This is a genomic window from Lentzea fradiae (genome assembly GCF_900100955.1).
Classification (GTDB): domain Bacteria; phylum Actinomycetota; class Actinomycetes; order Mycobacteriales; family Pseudonocardiaceae; genus Lentzea; species Lentzea fradiae.
On sequence record NZ_FNCC01000013.1, the window covers coordinates 142,076 to 159,005 of the forward strand.

At 70.9% G+C, this 16,930-nt stretch carries 13 protein-coding genes; 7 read left to right on the plus strand and 6 right to left on the minus strand.

Annotation, left to right across the window (positions count from 1 at the left end; translation table 11 throughout):
* Positions 1–16: 16 nt before the first annotated feature.
* Genes BLT23_RS29115 through BLT23_RS29130 form a run of 4 tightly spaced genes read right to left on the minus strand, consistent with a single transcriptional unit; the run spans position 17 to position 2,852 of the window.
* On the minus strand, positions 17–712 hold the full coding sequence (locus BLT23_RS29115) for a peptidylprolyl isomerase (protein WP_090054612.1): 696 nt from the start codon (positions 710–712) through the stop codon (positions 17–19).
* 51 nt (positions 713–763) lie between these two features.
* A complete protein-coding gene (locus BLT23_RS29120) occupies positions 764–1,096 on the minus strand; it encodes a hypothetical protein (protein ID WP_090054615.1) in 333 nt (110 codons plus the stop codon).
* 59 nt (positions 1,097–1,155) lie between these two features.
* Positions 1,156–1,782 carry a response regulator gene (locus tag BLT23_RS29125; protein ID WP_090054617.1) on the minus strand — a complete coding sequence of 209 codons (627 nt, stop codon included), beginning with the start codon at positions 1,780–1,782 and terminating at the stop codon, positions 1,156–1,158.
* Positions 1,779–2,852 carry a sensor histidine kinase gene (locus BLT23_RS29130; protein ID WP_090054619.1) on the minus strand — a complete coding sequence of 358 codons (1,074 nt, stop codon included), beginning with the start codon at positions 2,850–2,852 and terminating at the stop codon, positions 1,779–1,781. Before BLT23_RS29130 ends, BLT23_RS29125 begins: the two co-directional genes overlap by 4 nt.
* Before the next feature lie 108 nt (positions 2,853–2,960).
* Between BLT23_RS29130 and BLT23_RS29135 the strand changes: the two genes are divergently transcribed.
* The 4 genes from BLT23_RS29135 to BLT23_RS29150 all read left to right on the plus strand — a co-directional run bounded on the left by BLT23_RS29135 (position 2,961) and on the right by BLT23_RS29150 (position 7,861).
* The gene (locus BLT23_RS29135) at positions 2,961–3,644 is read left to right on the plus strand and encodes an ABC transporter ATP-binding protein (protein WP_090054624.1); all 684 of its coding nucleotides are present in this window, start codon (positions 2,961–2,963) and stop codon (positions 3,642–3,644) included.
* Positions 3,641–5,416: an FtsX-like permease family protein gene (locus tag BLT23_RS29140; RefSeq protein WP_090054627.1), complete on the plus strand. Its 1,776-nt coding sequence runs from the start codon at positions 3,641–3,643 to the stop codon at positions 5,414–5,416. The genes BLT23_RS29135 and BLT23_RS29140 overlap by 4 nt, the downstream gene beginning before the upstream one ends.
* 54 nt (positions 5,417–5,470) lie before the next feature.
* The gene (locus BLT23_RS29145; protein WP_090054629.1) at positions 5,471–5,662 is read left to right on the plus strand and encodes an antitoxin; all 192 of its coding nucleotides are present in this window, start codon (positions 5,471–5,473) and stop codon (positions 5,660–5,662) included.
* A gap of 183 nt (positions 5,663–5,845) precedes the next feature.
* The gene (locus BLT23_RS29150; RefSeq protein ID WP_143036083.1) at positions 5,846–7,861 is read left to right on the plus strand and encodes an NACHT domain-containing protein; all 2,016 of its coding nucleotides are present in this window, start codon (positions 5,846–5,848) and stop codon (positions 7,859–7,861) included.
* A 245-nt stretch (positions 7,862–8,106) separates the two neighbouring features.
* Here BLT23_RS29150 and recQ read toward each other — a convergent pair whose 3' ends face one another.
* Positions 8,107–10,098, minus strand: coding sequence for a DNA helicase RecQ (recQ, locus tag BLT23_RS29155; RefSeq protein WP_090054834.1), 1,992 nt, complete (start codon positions 10,096–10,098; stop codon positions 8,107–8,109).
* 39 nt (positions 10,099–10,137) lie between these two features.
* A complete protein-coding gene (locus tag BLT23_RS29160; RefSeq protein ID WP_090054634.1) occupies positions 10,138–11,988 on the minus strand; it encodes a Xaa-Pro dipeptidyl-peptidase in 1,851 nt (616 codons plus the stop codon).
* Between the two features lie 100 nt (positions 11,989–12,088).
* Between BLT23_RS29160 and BLT23_RS29165 the strand changes: the two genes are divergently transcribed.
* The 3 genes from BLT23_RS29165 (at position 12,089) to BLT23_RS29175 (ending at position 16,865) form a co-directional block, all read left to right on the plus strand.
* The gene (locus tag BLT23_RS29165) at positions 12,089–13,027 is read left to right on the plus strand and encodes a maleylacetate reductase (protein WP_090054637.1); all 939 of its coding nucleotides are present in this window, start codon (positions 12,089–12,091) and stop codon (positions 13,025–13,027) included.
* A gap of 92 nt (positions 13,028–13,119) precedes the next feature.
* Complete coding sequence (locus tag BLT23_RS29170; protein WP_090054640.1) at positions 13,120–14,418, plus strand: alpha/beta hydrolase; 1,299 nt, start codon at positions 13,120–13,122, stop codon at positions 14,416–14,418.
* Positions 14,415–16,865, plus strand: a complete 2,451-nt coding sequence (locus BLT23_RS29175; protein WP_143036084.1) for a rhomboid family intramembrane serine protease — start codon at positions 14,415–14,417, stop codon at positions 16,863–16,865. The genes BLT23_RS29170 and BLT23_RS29175 overlap by 4 nt, the downstream gene beginning before the upstream one ends.
* The last annotated feature ends 65 nt before the right edge of the window (positions 16,866–16,930 follow it).

A 16,930-nucleotide genomic window follows, 5' to 3' on the forward strand; every position in this document is an offset into this window, starting at 1 on the left:
GTCGCGAGCCGCACCACTAGACACCGAGCGGGACCACCCACTTCAGCTCGGCCTTCAGGTTCGGGCGGCCGTCCTCGGGGTTCTCCCCCGCGATGCCGCCGGCCGCGATCCTGTCCAGCGTCTTCAGGCCCTCGGGGAGGATCCGGCCGAACACCGTGTAGTTCGGGCGCAGGATCGAGTCGGACTGGACCAGGAAGAACTGGGAGCCGTTCGTGTCCGGACCGGCGTTGGCCATCGCCAGCGTGCCGCGCGGGTAGACGCGGCGCTCGCCGGTCGGGTCGTTCGGGGCGGGCCGCAGGTCGGTCGGCAGCTCGTCGGCGTAGCGGTAGCCGGGGCCGCCCTCACCGGTGTTGGACGGGTCACCGCACTGCAGGACCTTCAGCGTCGAGTACGCGGTGAGGCGGTGGCACTCGGTGTGGTGGTAGAAGCCGCGGTGCGCCAAGTGGATGAAGCTGTGCGCGGTGCACGGCGCTTGGGTGCGGTCGAGCACCAGCGGGAGGTCGCCGTGGTTGGTCTTCACCGTCACGAGCACCTTGCCCTTGGTGAACCAGGGGTCGTGCGGGACCGGCACCGGCCGGGCGGCCGGGTCGTCCGGCGTCGCGGTGTACCCGCAGTCCGGCCTGGCCACCCGCTCCTCGGCGGACGCGGTACCCGTGGTGATGAGCCCGGCGGCCAGTGCCGCCACTGCCAGACCAGCTGCGATTCGCCTCATGCGCGCTTCCTAGCCGAGCCCGCCGCGGCCCGGCAAGGCTTAACGGATCACTCAGTTGACGGTGTCCTCGGTGAGCTCGTACTCGCACTTCGCCTCCGCGCCGGACCCCACGACCTCCTTCTCCTGCTCCACGCGGAGCTTGCAGGTCGCCCGGCCGTCCCGCGGCTTCACGGTCAGGGTGATGCGGCCGAGCGCGTTGGCGAGCAGGGCCTGGTTCTCCAGCGGCAGGTCGACGGTCTCGGACCGGGTCGCGCCGCCGGGGACGACGAGCGTCAGCTCGGCCTTGCCGGTGCCTTCCACGTCGTAGAACGCCTCGTAGGTGTAGCTCTTCGTGCCGCACCCCGCGAGCACCAACGCGGGGACCAGGAGCAGGAGTTTCCTCATGGCTCGAATTCTGCTGGCGGGCGCGGGCCGTGGCCTCTGTCCGGGGACCGGTCCGGGTCCTACTTTCGGCCGACCAGGCGGGACTCCCAGGCCCAGGCGGCGATCTCGACGCGGTTGCGCGCGCCCAGTTTGGCCTGAACGCTCGCCAGGTGCGTCTTCACGGTGCCGACGGAGATGAACAGCTCGTGCGCGATTTCAGCGTTCGTCCTGCCGATGGCGGCGAGTTTCACGACGTCCAGTTCTCGTGCGGACAGGTTGTGCGACCGTTCCGGCGCGAGCGTGTTCATGTGCTGCAACAGCCTGACGGTGATCGACGGGCTGACGAGCGCGTCTCCCGCGAACGCCGCACGTACCGCTTCGAGGAGCAGGTTCGGTCCGGCGTCCTTCAGCAAGAAGCCGCACGCGCCGTTCTTCAACGCCGTGTGCACGTACTCGTCGTGGTCGAACGTCGTGCACACGACCACGTTGACGTCGTCGGCGATCTGTTTGAGTGCTTCCAGGCCGTCCATGCGTGGCATGCGGATGTCCATCAACGCGACGTCCGGCTTCGTGCGGCGTGCCTCGGACACGGCCTCGACGCCGTCCCGCGCCTCCGCGACGACCTCGATGTCAGGTTCGGCCCCCAGGATCATGCCGAACCCGGCGCGCACCATCGCCTGGTCGTCCGCCACGAGCACCCTGATCACGCGGTCACCTTTCCGATCGGGAGGACGGCGTCGACGACCCAGCCGCCGTGGGCGCCCGGTCCCGCGCTGAGCCTGCCACCCGCGGCCTGCACGCGTTCGGCGAGCCCGATGAGCCCGAAGCCCTTGCCTCGCCTCGACGGCTTGCCGTCATCGGTGATCGTGACCGTGACGTGGTCCGGTGTGGACTCGATCCGGACGTCCACGGCGGTCGCCTCCGCGGCGTGCTTCCTGAAGTTGGTCAACGACTCCATGACCACCCGATGCACCGAGCTGGTGACCTCCAGCGGCAGGTTCGCGGTGTCGCCGCGGACCTGCAGACGTGCCCTGGGCTCGGCCGCGACCAGCGGTGCGACGTCCACGATGCCCGCGACCGGTGCGACGGGGACGTCGTCGCGGAGCATGCCGATCATGCGGCGCATCGCGGACATGGCCTCGCCGCCCGCCTCCTCGATGCGTTCGAGGGCCTGCCTGGCCTGCGCGGGGTTGCGTTCGACGATCCGGCCCGCGCCCTGGGCCAGCACCACCATGCCGGTGATGTGGTGGCCGACGAAGTCGTGCAGGTCCCTGGCGAACTCCGCCCGCTGCTCCGCTCTGACGGTCGCCACCTCCTTCTGGCGGGCCCTGCCGAGCAGCCGGAGGTAGCCGGTCAGCGAGACGGTCGCGGTGGCGACGAGGAGCAGCGCCATCGCGCCGACGATCTCGCCGCTGCCGTTGAACCGCTGGAGGGGCTGGGTGGCCAGGGCGACCACGACCAGGACGACCAGCGGGGCGTCCCACCAGTTCCTCGCGCGGTGCACGGTGACGGCGAGGACACCGGTCAGCGCCAGGGTCTCGGCCAGGCCGAACTCCCTCGACACCGGGTTGACCAGGGTGAACGTCAGGCACGCGGTGGCGGCGACGAACGCCGCCGGACGGCTGGGACGCAGCCACGCGAACGCGGGCAGCACGATGCAGCCGAGCGCCGCCGCGCCGACCCACGGGTAGCGGCCGGGCGAGCTGAACAGGCCGAAGGAGAAGTCGGCCAGCGTCAGGGCGAGCAGTGCGACGACCGCGCCGATCCTCCAGAGCATGCACCGACCCTATGCACTCGTGCGCGGTCCGCGGGTCAGCCGAAAGGCAGAGGCGGGCCGTGCTCGCGACGGAGGTGCCCGCCCCTCCCCCTCGTCCACGCTCGCCCCGTGAACAACTTCGCTTCCGCCGCGACCGACCTGGTGAAGGTCTACGGCTCCGGCGCCACCGCGGTCCGTGCGCTCGACGGGGTGACCGTCGGGTTCCGGCCCGCCGCGTTCAGCGCGATCATGGGGCCGTCGGGCTCGGGCAAGTCGACGCTCATGCACTGCCTGGCCGGCCTCGACACCGCCACGTCCGGCGCGGCGCTGCTGCGCGGAACGGACCTCACGAGGCTGTCCGACACGGCCCTGACGAGGGTCCGGCGCGACCGCATCGGGTTCGTGTTCCAGGCGTTCAACCTGCTGCCGACGCTGAGCGCGGAGCAGAACGTCCTGCTGCCGGTGACGCTCGCGGACCGGAAGGTGGACCGGGTCTGGTTCGAGCGGCTGGTGGAGGTGCTCGGGCTGTCGTCGCGGCTCTCGCACCGGCCGTCGGAGCTGTCCGGCGGGCAGCAGCAACGTGTGGCGCTGGCCCGTGCGCTGGTCACGCGTCCCGAGGTCGTCTTCGCCGACGAACCGACCGGCAACCTCGACTCGCGGGCGTCGGCGGACGTGCTGGGCCTGCTGCGGCAGGCCGTGCGCGAGTTCGGCCAGACCATCGTGATGGTCACGCACGACGACCGTGCCGCCTCCCACGCGGACGTCGTCGTGCGGATGGCCGACGGGCGCGTCGTCGAGGCGGTCGCCGCGTGAGGAGGTTCCTGCCCGTCCTGTCGATCATGATCGCGGCGTTCTTCGCCTACGCGACGGTGCTCGCCCGGGACGTCGCCGCGCTGTCGCTCGACGTCCGCGCGTCCCAGCTGGCGGAGGTGTTCGCGCTGCTCGGAGCGTTCGTCACGGTCGCCATGGTCGTGGCGGCGCTGGTCTCCACCTCGACGTTCCGGATCGTGTTCGCGCAACGGATGCGCGAGCTCGCGTTGTTGCGCGCGATCGGTGCCACGCGGGCACGCCTGGTATGCGGCCTGGTCGCCGAAGGGGTGCTGACCGGCCTGCTCGCCTCGGTCGCCGGAGTGGTGCTGGCGGCGGGCGCGGGACAGCTCGTGCCGCTCGCGGGCCTCGTCGCGCCGGGGTTCCCCGCCCTCCCCGCGGTGCTCGTGGTGGTGGGATCGTCCCTGCTCACGGTGCTCGCCGTGCTGGCACCGGCGTGGTCGGCGGCCACGGTGTCACCGCTGGAGGCGCTGCGGACGTCGGCCGTGCAGGACGCGAAGGGCCGGATCGGTGCGACGCGGTGGGCGCTCGGTGTCCTGCTGGCGGCCGGCTCGGTCGCGCTGCTGGCCGGAGTCGCCACCGAGGGCCTCGCTACGCCACAACGGCCGGGCGGCCTGACCGAACACCTGCTGCTGCGCACGACGATCAGCGGCACGCTGGCGTTCGGCGTGTTGATCACGCTCGGACCGGCGCTGATCTCGCCCGTGCTCCGGCTGACCGGTCTGGCACTGCGGCGCAGCACGATCGGCACGCTGGCGGTGAGCGGGATCGGCGGCGCACCACGGCGGGCCGCGTCCGTCACGGCGGTGGTGGCGCTGGGCGTCAGCCTCGTCATCGCGACGCTGACGGGAGCCGCCACCCTGCAGAGCCTGGGACGGGCGGAGATGGCGAGCGCCTACCCCGCCGACCTGGAGATCATCGGGCCGGTGGACGCGGACGCGCTGCGGGCGGCGGGGCTGACCGACGTCCTGCCGTACCGCCGCACCGAGATCACCGTCGGCGGAGAGCTCACCATGAACGCCACGGACCTCGACATGACCCGGCTCCGCGGTCTTCCTGACTTCCACGTGGACACCGGGTCGCTCTCGGACATGGGGCCACGCCGGATCGTCCTGTCGGTCATCGCGGCCGACCGGCTCGGCGTGGCGGCGGGGTCCCAGGTCGACGTCGGCGGCGTGCGGATGACGGTCGCGGCGACCGTGTTCGGCGGCATCCCGCTCGGCAGCGCGCTGCTGCACCCGTCCGATGTGGAGGGTGAACCGGCCGGGGCGCTCGCGAACGGGCCGCGGGACCGCGTGCCGGCGGGGTTCGAGGTGGACCCGCTCGCGGAACACAGGCTGGCCAAGGAGAACTGGTTCACCACATTGGTGGCGATCGCGCTGGGACTGCTGTTCCTCACCGTTTTGATCGCCGTGGTGGGTGTAGCGTCGACCACGGCGTTGTCGGTGCTCGAACGGACTCGTGAGTCCGGTCTGTTGCGTGCGATCGGTTTGACGCGCGGGGAGCTCCGCCGTCTGGTCACGGCCGAAGCCGGTCTGTACGGGGTCATCGGCGCGATGCTCGGCCTGGCGATCGGCATCCCCTACGCGTGGCTCGCCGTCCTTTCCCTGGGCGTCGAGTGGCCGCTCCAGGTCCCCGTCGTTCCGGTAGCCGCGGTGGTGCTCGTCCTGGCCGCACTCACAGCAGGTGCGGGGCTGCTGCCCGCCCGTCGCGCGGCACGTCTCAGCCCGGTGGCCGCGCTTCACCCGATCCAGTGACGAATACCGGCTTCGGGAGCGGGTAACCGAACTCCATAGGGAGGTAATGCACTCATGGGATTCGATGAGCTGAAGAACAAGGCGAAGGACCTGGTCGGCGAGCACGGCGACAAGGTGGACCAGGGCGTCGAACGCGCGGGCCAGTTCGCGGACGACAAGACCGGCAACAAGCACAGCGAGCACATCGACAAGGGTGAGGACAAGCTCAAGGAAGGTCTGCGGAACTTCGGCGGCCAGCAGCAGTAGCCACACGGGACGCACGAGGTGGGCGCGTGAGGCTGCGCAGGCGAGTGGGTCGCCTGTGAGTTACGCCTGACCGGATGGCACAGGTCCGGACCGCGCCCGCGTCCCTGATTCACTTCCGCGATCCCGGCGACACGGTTACCGTCGTTCGCCGGGATCGCGGAGGTGAAGGTGGATCCGAGCGGCGTGACAAGAGCGGCGCGCCTGACGGCGCTGGCCGCGTTGTGCCTGGTCACCGTCGTCCTGCTGCTCCCGGCTGCCATCAGCGTGAGCACCGGCGGGACCGTGCCGGAGTTCTTCGGCGACTTCGGCAGGTGGCTGTGGCCCGCCGTCGGCGCCATGGTGCTCGTCGCGGCCGGCCTCGCGGTGTGGGAACGCCTCCGAGGGCAGGAGACCAGCAACCGCGTCGCCGCCCTGGACCGCGTCGAGGCCCGGACGAAGGCGTTGCTCGCCTCCTCGCTGGCCGCGCAGACGCAGATCAAGCTGGGTCTGCTGCGCCAGCCCAAGCTCGCGGTCCGGGTCGACGGGGAGGCTCTCTCCCACACGAACCTGGAAGCCGTCTACGACCGCCTCGGCCGGACCATGGTCCTGGCCGGCCCGGTCGGCAGCGGCCGTTCGACGTTGCTGCGCGAGCTGTGCCTGGTGCTCGTGGAACGGGCCCGCAACGACCCTGAAGCACCGATTCCCGTCGTCGTGGACCTGGCGACCTGGCGTGCGTACGGCACGCGCAAGCCCACGGAGTTCACAGCGTGGTTGTTGCGCGAGATGAACCGCCGCTACGGCATCAGCCGCTCGGCAGGCACGATCTGGCTGCGCCGCTCACGGGTCACCGTGCTCATCGACGGACTCGACGAGGTGCCGCGCGTCGACCGGGCGCTCTGCGAGTCCGAGCTGGCGCCGTTCGCCTCGGTGGTCTGCTCGACCGGTCCCATCGAGAACCTGCCGACGGTGCACGTCGAGCCGTTGTCACGCGGTCAGGTCCTCGAGTACATCGCCTCGGTCAGTCCTCGCCTCGACGGCCTGGAAGCTGCCCTCACCCCGGAGATCTGGGACCGCCTCGACTCGCCGCTCGCCCTGAACCTCCTGGCGCTGACCCACCTGGACAAGCAGGTCGACACGATCGGCACCGACCTGGTCGGCTCCTTCGTGGTGGAACGGCTCTCCGGACAACGCGGCGCGGGACCGGCGATCCGCGCGCTGAAGTTCCTCGCCCGGCTCGGCAGACCGGACCTCGGCGCCCCGGTCCACCTGCCGCACCGGCGCACGTGGCTCCCGCTGCTGCCGACCCGCCCGTTGTGGTTGCTGTTCGTCCGGGCCGTACCCGCCGCTTTCACCGGTGGGGTGTGCGCCGTGGCGTTCGTGACCGGCGTGCGCCTCGGCTTGTGGCCCGCACTGGCGTTCGTCGTCGCGTCTTCGGCGTTGCTCGTGCTGGTGAACAAGCTGCCGAACGTCTTCCACCCGCCCGGCCGCGCACACGGGATCATCACCGCCGCACTCGCGTTCCTCGCGGGCTTGCTCGCCGGGTTCGTGGTGGGCCTCGCGGGACTGTGGCTCGGCGAGATCGGTGCCCCGTGGCCGTATGCCGTGGCCTACGTGTTCGTCGTGGTGGCGTCGTTCTTCCTGGCGCTGGGCATCGTTCCCGGTGACGCGCCCATCCCGTGGGCCGTGCTCATCGCCGCCGCACCGGGGATCGCGATGATCTGGACCGGCCCGTACGTGGTGATAGCGGGCATGGGCATGGGCTTCTCCGCGGGTGTGGCGGGCGGCATCTTCGCCGCGGCCGTGGGACGTGTGTGGAGCACCGTGCGCCCGGCGCAGCAGAAACGCATGCGGCTGGGCCGCCCGTGGTGGGTGCAGCCCGTCGTCCCCGTCCTCGGCTTCGCCGGTCTGCTGGGCGGCCTCGGCATGCTCGGTTCCTGGGGCACCGCCCTGGGCGTGGTGCTGGGGCTGCTGGTGACGCCGACCGCCGCCCGCGACTACGTGTGGCCGTTCGACGCGCTCGCCGAAGTGGCCGCGGAAGGCATCACGCGGCCGCTGGTGCTGGGCGAGTTGTCCTTCCGCCGCAAGGCTTTGTTGCACCTCGCCCAGGACCGGCTGCTGCTCACCCGCGTCGACGGCGACTACCGCTTCGTCCACGTGGCACTGCGCGACCACCTGGCCGCGTGCGACCCGACCGCCCTGGTCAGGGCCACCCGCAGGTGAACCGTCCCGGCCTCTCGGCCGCAGGGCTGGTCAGGCGGGGAAGACCGTGCTCGAACGGCGCGAAGGAGCCGTCCGGGTTCGAACGGCACGGAGCGTCCGGACGGCGATGGGGTAGGGCAGGCTTGGCGGCTGGCGCCGGCTTGGTGCGGTCACCGGCTCACCGAGCCTGCGCGGGTCCGTCAAGCCAGCGCTGGTCCGTCAAGCCAGCGCGGGCCCGCTCTTTCACCAAAGCACCGAGCGCGGGGTCACCAGTCCATCGGCTCGTCGGGTTCTTCCGGTTCGGGCCACTCGTCGGCGTCGGCGCTCGCGCCCCAGGCCGCGGCGCCCGGGGTGGTGGTCTTCTGCTTGGGCTTCGGGGTGGGGGCCGCAGTGGCGGCGGGAGTGGTGGGGGCCGGACCGGCGGCCACCACCTCGAGGATCTGCTCGCCGTACTTGGTGAGCTTCGCCTGGCCCACGCCGCTCACGCCGCCGAGGGCGGAGAGCGAGTCGGGGCGGGAGGCGGCGATCGATTTCAGTGTGGCGTCGTGGAAGATCACGTAGGCCGGGACGCCCTGCTCGCGGGCCTGCTGGGCGCGCCATTCGCGGAGTGCCTCGAAGAGCGGTGCGGCTTCGGCGGGCAGGTCGATCTTCTGCTTCGCGGCGGCGGGTGCGGCCGCGGCTGTGCGGGTGGTCGAGCGGGTCGGGGCCGGGTCCTTGCGCATCCGGACCTCGCGTTTGCGGCCCAGGACCTCGGCGCTCGCCTCGGTGAGGACCAGGGTCGAGTACTCGCCCTCCACCGCCAGGAGGCCCTGCGCCAGCAGCTGGCGGACGACGCCGCGCCACTCGCTCTCGTTCAGGTCGGTGCCCAGGCCGAACGTGCTGAGCTGGTCGTGGTCGAACTGGATGACCTTCGCGGTCTTGCGGCCCAGCAGGATGTCGATGGCCTGGCCCGCGCCGAACTTCTGGCCGCGCTCGTTGCGCAGGCGCCAGACCGTGGAGAGCAGCTTCTGGGCCGCGACCGTGCCGTCCCACGACTCGGGCGGCGTCAGGCACGTGTCGCAGTTGCCGCACGGGACGCCGCTCTGGCCGAAGTAGTCGAGGAGCACGGTGCGGCGGCACGAGACGGTCTCGCAGAGCGAGAGCATCGCGTCGAGGTGCATCTGCGACCGGCGGCGGAACGCCAGGTCGCCCTCCGAGGACTCGATCATCTTGCGCTGCTGCACCACGTCGTTCAGGCCGTAGGCGAGCCAGGCGGTGGACGGCAGGCCGTCGCGGCCCGCGCGGCCCGTCTCCTGGTAGTAGCCCTCGACGGACTTCGGCAGGTCGAGGTGGGCGACGAACCGGACGTCCGGCTTGTCGATGCCCATGCCGAAGGCGATCGTGGCGACCATGACCAGGCCGTCCTCGCGCAGGAAGCGGGCCTGGTTGCGCTGGCGGACCGACGCGTCGAGGCCCGCGTGGTACGGCAGGGCCGGGATGCCGTTGGCCACCAGGAACTCCGCCGTCTTCTCCACCGAGGCGCGGGACAGGCAGTAGACGATGCCCGCGTCGCCGCTGTGCTCGCCGCGCAGCAGGTCGAGGAGCTGCTTCTTCGGCTCCTTCTTCGGCACGATGCGGTACTGGATGTTCGGGCGGTCGAAGCTGGAGACGAACTGGCGGCCCTCGGAGAGGTCGAGCCTGGTCAGGATCTCCTTGCGGGTCGCGTCCGTCGCGGTGGCGGTGAGCGCGATGCGCGGCACCTTCGGCCAGCGCTCGTGCAGCTGCGTGAGCGAGAGGTAGTCGGGCCGGAAGTCGTGGCCCCACTGGGAGACGCAGTGCGCCTCGTCGATCGCGAACAGCGCGATCTCGCCCTGGTCGAGCAGCTTCAGCGTGGCCTCGGAGGTGAGGCGCTCCGGCGCCAGGTAGAGCAGGTCGAGCTGGCCGTTGACGAACTCGGCCTCGACCATCCGCCGCTCGTCCCACGACAGCGAGGAGTTCAGGAAGCCCGCGCGCACGCCGAGGGCGCGCAGCGCGTCCACCTGGTCCTGCATCAGCGCGATGAGCGGGGAGACCACCACGCCGGTGCCGGGCCGCACCAGGGCGGGGACCTGGTAGCACAGGGACTTGCCGCCGCCTGTCGGCATGAGCACGAGCGCGTCGCCGCCCGCGATCACGTGCTCGACGATGTCGGCCTGGTCGCCGCGGAACTCGGGGTACCCGAAGACGCGCTGCAGGACCTGCAGCGCGTCTCCAAGGTCGACACCGTCGGTTGAAGCCATGCCGCCGATGCTAGCGAGCAGCACCGACAGTCCGGTTCGCTAGCCCAACGCGCCCCTCGTACCTGCGGAAACGTTCGTGGCGACGAGCGGAGCGGGTGACGCGGCGGGAACGGCGCCCAGCAGCGGGACCCGCACCGACGTGCTCGCCAGGTCGACGGTCAGACGGGGCAGCTGACCGGGGCGGACGACGACGCTCGAGTCGGTGCCGCCGATCAGCAGAGCGAGCCGGTGGCCCGCCGGGACCACGTGGTCCGTTGTGGACAGTCGGAACGTGGTGCGATACATGGTTCCTGGCGTGATCGTGCGCGTGACGGACCGGGACTCGTAGTTCGCGAGATCCGCCCAGCCGCGCGCGATGACCTGCGCGTCGACGTCGCCCGCTGTCGTCGCGGTGTCGCGATAACAGGCGTCGTCACCGGTGCGGCTCTCACCCCAGCACGACTCCGTGGTCAGGGTCCGGATGCCCTCACCCGTCCGCACCCGCGCCGGTCCGTAGTCGATCAGATATGCCGCCAGGTGCGCGGTCGGAGTGGACGACGACACCCCCAGCGTGATCGACGACGTGCCCGCGACGCGCAGGTCGGACGTGAGCGGCGCGGTCGAGTAGATGACCCGGCCGGTGTTCGAACCGGAGAGCCACGAGGACGGCGTGCCGCTGCCCGTGTCCGTGAACGACGCCGTGCCGGTGCCGACTGCCGTGCCCAGCCCCGAAGAAGAAGGACGCAGCACGGTGCTCACGGTCCCGGCGGGTGGCCATGTCTGCGTGTCCTGCCACTGGTCGGGAGCACGCTCTGCCGACACCTGAGGTTCGTTCTCGATGCCGTTCTGCACGTTCAGCAACCAGCGGTCGAACCACCGGTGCAGCGTCCTGACCCACTCGGCACGGCGGAAGTCGAACGGGTCGACGTGCGCCGTCTGCGAGTACCAGAGCTTCTTCGGCACCGACGCGGGCAACGCGTCCCAGAACTGGCCGAACTGCAACGTCTTCACGTTGAGGTCGTTCTGCCCGTGGATGGCGAACACCGATGCCTTCACGCGTGAGGCGTCACGCACGAAGTCACGTGCCTGCCACATGGCCGTGTAGTCGCCGTTGGACGGAGAGCCGTTCGTCATCTGCGTGCGCACGGCAGCGCACCGTGACCGCGCGTTGGAGTTCTCGAACTGCGATCCGAGCCCGGTCGGCGAGCTGTAGCTGTTGTAGGCGACGCCGTCGGAGCGGAACCAGTCGTACCAGGAACTGATCGCCGCGATCGGCACGATCGTCTTGAGGCCGTCGATCCCGGTGGCCGCCACGCCGTTGGCGATGGAGCCGTCCCACGACTTGCCGATCATGCCCACGGCCCCGGTCGACCACGAGGCGGACCTGGTGGCGCTGCCGGTGAGGGTGGTGTAGCCGGTGCGACGGCCGTTGAGCCAGTCGATCACCGCGGTGCCGGACGCGATCTCGGACTGGCCGCCGACGTCGACACAGCCGCGCGACCGGTTCGTGCCGAGGAAGTCGACGAGCACGACCGCGTAGCCGCGCGGCACGAAGTAGTTGTCGTAGAACAAGGGGAACTTCACCGGGACGCCGGCCGAGTCGTAGGTCTTGACCTCGCTCTCGTTGCCGCGTCCCGCGCTTTGGTAGTAGGGGCTGGCGTCCATGATCACGGGCACGGGTGCCGTGGTGGCGGGCCGGATGACGTCGGCGGCCACCCGGTCGCGGGTGCCGTCGCCGTCGAGGTCGATGCCGGAGTCGACGTAGACGGTCTCGCGCACGGCGTCGGCCATCGAGTGGATCGGGGCGGACACGCCGCCGGACAGGGTGAACGCGGGTGTCGCCGCTGTGGCAGGGATCGGCGTCAGGGTCAGGGCACCTGCTAACGCCGCTACAACACGAACTCGCTTCATGAAGTTTCACGCTAAGGAGTGACGCAGTCACTCGTCAGAGCCAAAAGTCTCGATCCGCTCGGTTGCGCCGGCTACACGTCGTGGCGAATATTCGTCCCCCGTGAGCTTCACCTTCGAACCAGGCCGCACGCGCGTCGTCTTCGGCCGGGGCACGATCGCCTCCGTGCGCGAGGAAGCCGAACGCCTCGGTGCGACCAAGGTGTTCCTGATCGCACGGCACGGCGGCGACGAGGTCGCGACGCACCTCGGCGCGTTGCTCTCCGCCCGGTTCACCGGAGCGGCGATGCACACGCCCGTCGAGGTCACGGAGCGCGCGCTCGCGTCGTTGCGTGAACACGGTGCGGACTGCGTCGTCTCGGTTGGCGGCGGTTCGAGCACCGGATTGTCGAAGGCGCTGTCGGTGCGCTCAGGCGTGCCGCAGATCATCATTCCGACCACGTACGCGGGCTCCGAGGTCACACCGGTGCTCGGAGAGACGGCGTCAGGGCTGAAGAAGACCCGACGCGACCCCGCGATCCAGCCGAACACCGTGATCTACGACGTCGACATGACGCTGGGTCTACCACTCGACGTCACGGTGACAAGCGCGTTCAACGCTCTCGCGCACGCCGTCGCGGCGCGTGGCAACGAGAACCCGTTGGTCGACTCCATCGCCACCAAAGCGATCGAGGGTGTGCTGCACGCTTTGAGCGACGATCCGACCACGGTGGAAGCCCGCGGCGAACTGCTGTCGTCGGCCTGGCTCGCGGGGATGTGCCTGGCGTCCGTCCCCATGGGACTGCACCACAAACTCGCGCACGTTTTGGGCGGTACGTTCGCATTGCCGCATGCCGCGACGCACACGGCGTTGCTCTCTCACACGGCACCCGCGGACCTGGCCACGCCGATCCACGACACGGCCAGGCGGTTCGGCGCGGCGACCTCGTTGCGGGACTTGGGAATGCCGGAGTCCGGTTTGTCCCGCGCCGCGGAGATCGCCGGGCATCCCGACGCCCTGCGGGTGCTGACCGAAGCATGGCGGGACGCACCATCAGGCTGATGGGTTGTCAGCCTGAGGTCTGATGTTCGCGCCGCAGAACCGGTACGAAGCGCCGATGCGGGAACCTGAAGAACTCCTGAAGCATTGCGGGTATGCCCAGCCCGTTGGACCTGTCCCTGACGAACGGCCCGATCCCCTGGATCGCCACCGTCGCGGCCGTGCTCGCCGTGGTGTACCTCGCGGCGCGCAGGGGCCGCTCCTGGCAGGTCCGCGTGCTGCCGGTCGTCGTCCTGGCGTGCCTGGTCGTCACGACCGGTCTGACGTTCGTGATCGACCACGTGTGGAGGCCGTGGCCGGAACCGATGCCGGCCATCCTCGTCGTGTGGCTGGGCGCGGTGCTGATGGCACTCACGCTCGCGGCACTGCGGCTGCGCTCCGGGCGGTGGTACGGCCGGGCGTTCGGCGTGGTCCTGGCCGCAGGCGTCGTGACGAGCGCGGGGGTCGCGGTGAACGCGCACTTCGGGCAGTACCCCACCGCCCGGGCGGTGCTCGACGTCTTCCGCGACACCAAGATCGACCTCGACCAGGCCGCTCCCCCGCCGGCCACCGTGGTCGAGGTGCCGGTGGGCGGGCGGCTCGCCGACGTCTGGACGAGGCCCGCGAACCTGCCCGAACAGGGCACGGTCTCCGAGGCGGCCATTCCCGGCGGGTTCCCGGCACGTCCGGCGTGGGTGTACCTGCCGCCCGCCTACGCCGCGACGCCGCGCCCTCGCCTGCCCGTCATCGTGCTGATGGCGGGCCAGCCGGGTAGTCCGCGGGACTGGTTCGACGGCGGCCGCATCGTGGACAACCTCGACGCGTTCGCACGGGCGCACAACGGGCTCGCACCGATCGTCGTGGTGGCCGACCAGCTCGGCGGCCCGACGGCGAACCCGCTGTGCGTGGACTCGAAGCTGGGCCGTTCGGAGACGTACCTGGCACGCGACGTGCCCGCGTGGATCAAGCAGAGGCTGACGGTCGACGAACGCCGCGAGGCGTGGACGGTCGCGGGTTTCTCGCAAGGCGGCACCTGTGCCGTGCAGCTGGCCGTGCGCGCGCCGGACGTGTACGGCAACTTCATCGCCCTCGCACCACAAGGCGAACCGACGCTCAGCACACGGCAGGACACTGTCAAGACGGTGTTCGACGGCGACGAGGCCGCGTTCACCCGCAGCAACCCCAGGGACATCCTCGCGCGCCAGCGGTTCCCGCAGACGGCGGGCGTCGTGGTCGCGGGTCGCGACGACGCCCAGTACCGCCACGCGGACGCCGAGGTCTACGAGGCGTGCCGCAAGGCCGGAATGGACGTGCTGTGGAAAGAACTGCCGAACGGCCACGACTGGAACATGGCACGGGAGGGCCTCTTCGGGTCGCTGCCGTGGCTCGCGGCGCGAACAGGGCTGGCCAGATGATCGGCCGGCTGTTCCGCGGCGCTCCGCTGACCTGCACCTTCCTGATCGTCTACTGGACGGCGGGGGCGCTGACCGGGACGATCGGCGGGCCGGATCCCGTCCTGTCGGCGAAGGTCGGGCTCGGCATCGGGAGTCCGGTGTGGACGGTGTTCACCTCCGCGCTGTGGTCGATGGACCTGGTCGGTTACGTGGCGACCACGGTGCTGCTGCTGGTCTTCGGCCCGCAGGCCGAACACGCCTTCGGTGCGGCGCGGACCGCCGCGATCTTCCTGTCCTCGCACGTGATCGGCTCGTACCTGGGGCTCGGCCTGGTGCTGCTCGGGCACGACGCGCACTGGTCGTGGCTCGAGTCGCTGATGGACGAGGTCGCGGCCGGGCCGTCGATCGGCGGGGTGGGCCTCGTGCTCGCGCTGACGTTCCGGATGCCACCGGCCTGGAGGCGCCGCGTCCGGCTGATGACGATCTTGTCGGTGCTGGTGCTTACCCTGTACTCGGGTTGGCTCGAAGATGTGCTCCGACTGTCCGGTGGCGTGGCCGGGTTGCTGGTCGGAGCTGTGGTTCTGCGCACCGGACCGGCGCGGAGGACCCGGTCGTTCCAGGACACCAGGGTGCTGGTGGCGCTGCTGCTCGCGGCGTCGGCGCTCGGGCCGGTCGTGGCGATGATGTCGCCGTACCCGAACGGCCCGCTGTCCTGGTTCGCGGACGTGGTGGCGGTCGCACAGCCGTCACCGGAGTACGTGGGCGAGGTCTGCGACGCGGGGCTCGTGGAGCTCTGCCGGACGATGGCGATCCAGCTGTCGTACGGCCGGTTCCCCGCGCTCGTGATGTCGCTGCTGCCGGCGTTGCTGCTGCTCGTGCTGGCGGAAGGGTTGCGACGCGGCCGCCAGTTCGCGTGGTGGTCGGCGCTGGTGTGCAACGTGGCGTACACCGCGTTCATCGGGTGGTACGTCGTGGAGGCCGTCCAGCTCCCGGACGCCGGTGCGGCCGAGGCCGCGTTCTCGTTCGGCGTCCCGATGCTGGCGCCGCTCGCGATCACGGTCGTGCTGGTGGTGACGCGCGGGCACTTCGCCGTGCGGCTGCCCCGGCGTGCCGTCAGGAGGTTCTGGCGGTTCACGGCGGGCAGCGTCGCGTCGCTGTCGGCGCTGTACGTCTTCGGCGGGTACCTGATCCGTGATCAGCTCCTGCCGGAGCCGGGCTTCGCGCAGCTGCTCGCGGACCTGCCCACGCGGTTCCTGCCGCCGGGCTACCTCGGGCTGGTGCCGTTGCACTTCGCCGCGGACGGGTTCGCCGCGACACTGCTGTTCGAGTACACGGGCGTGGTGTTCTGGCTGATCGTGCTCGCGGGTCTGCTGATGGCGTCGTGGCGGTCGTGGCCGTCACCGTGCGAGGAGGAGGCGAAGCGCGCCCGCGAACTGGTGCGGCGCCACGGCGGTTCGTCGTTGTCGTACATGACGACGTGGCGTGGCAACCAGTACTGGTTCACGCCCGACGGCGGCACGGCGGTCGCCTACCGGGTGGTGGCGACGATCGCGCTGACGGTCGGCGACCCGATCGGTCCGGCGCGGGCCGACGCCGTGCGCGGGTTCGCCGAGTTCTGCGCGCGCAACGGGTGGACACCGTGCCTGTACAGCGTGGGAACCGAGACGAAGGAGGTGGTCGAGAGCCTGGGGTGGTCCGCGGTGCAGGTCGCCGAGGACACCGTGATCGAGCTGGGCGAGCTGAGCTTCACCGGCAAGAAGTGGCAGGACGTGCGCACGGCGTTGAACAAGGCCGAGAAGGCCGGTGTCACCGCCGAGTGGTGCTCGTACGCCGACGCGCCGTTCGCGATCACCGACCAGATCCGGTCGATCTCGGCGGAGTGGGTGGCCGACAAGGGCCTGCCGGAGATGGGCTTCACGCTGGGCGGGCTCGACGAGCTGACCGGCGACGGTGTCCGCTGCCTGCTGGCCGTGGACGGCGACCGCACCGTGCACGGCATCACGAGCTGGCTGCCGGTGTACGCGGACGGCGAGGTGGTCGGGTGGACGCTCGACTTCATGCGCCGTCGCACGCACGGGTTCCGCGGTTCGACGGAGTTCCTGATCGCCTCGGCGGCCAGGGGCTTCCAGGCCGAGGGGGCGCGGTTCCTGAGCCTGTCGGGAGCGCCGCTCGCCCGGCTGGACCGCGGTGAGCGCCCGCGCGCGGTGCAGCGCGTCCTGGACCTGACCGGGCAGGTGCTGGAGCCGGTGTACGGGTTCCGGTCGCTGTTCGCGTTCAAGGCGAAGTTCCAGCCCGTGTACCGGCCGATGTTCATGGCCTACCCGGACTCGGCCGCGCTGCCGCGCATCGCGAACGCCGTCGGGCGCGCCTACCTGCCGCACCTCAACGCGCGTCAGGGACTGCGGCTCGCGACCAAGATGATCATCCGGCCGCGGGCGCGGACCGGGACGCCGGAGAAGACCGGCTAGGTGAAGGGGTGCGGGCGGGTGGCTCGCGCCCGTTTCGCCCGCGGGCCTACGCCGATAGGGTGGAG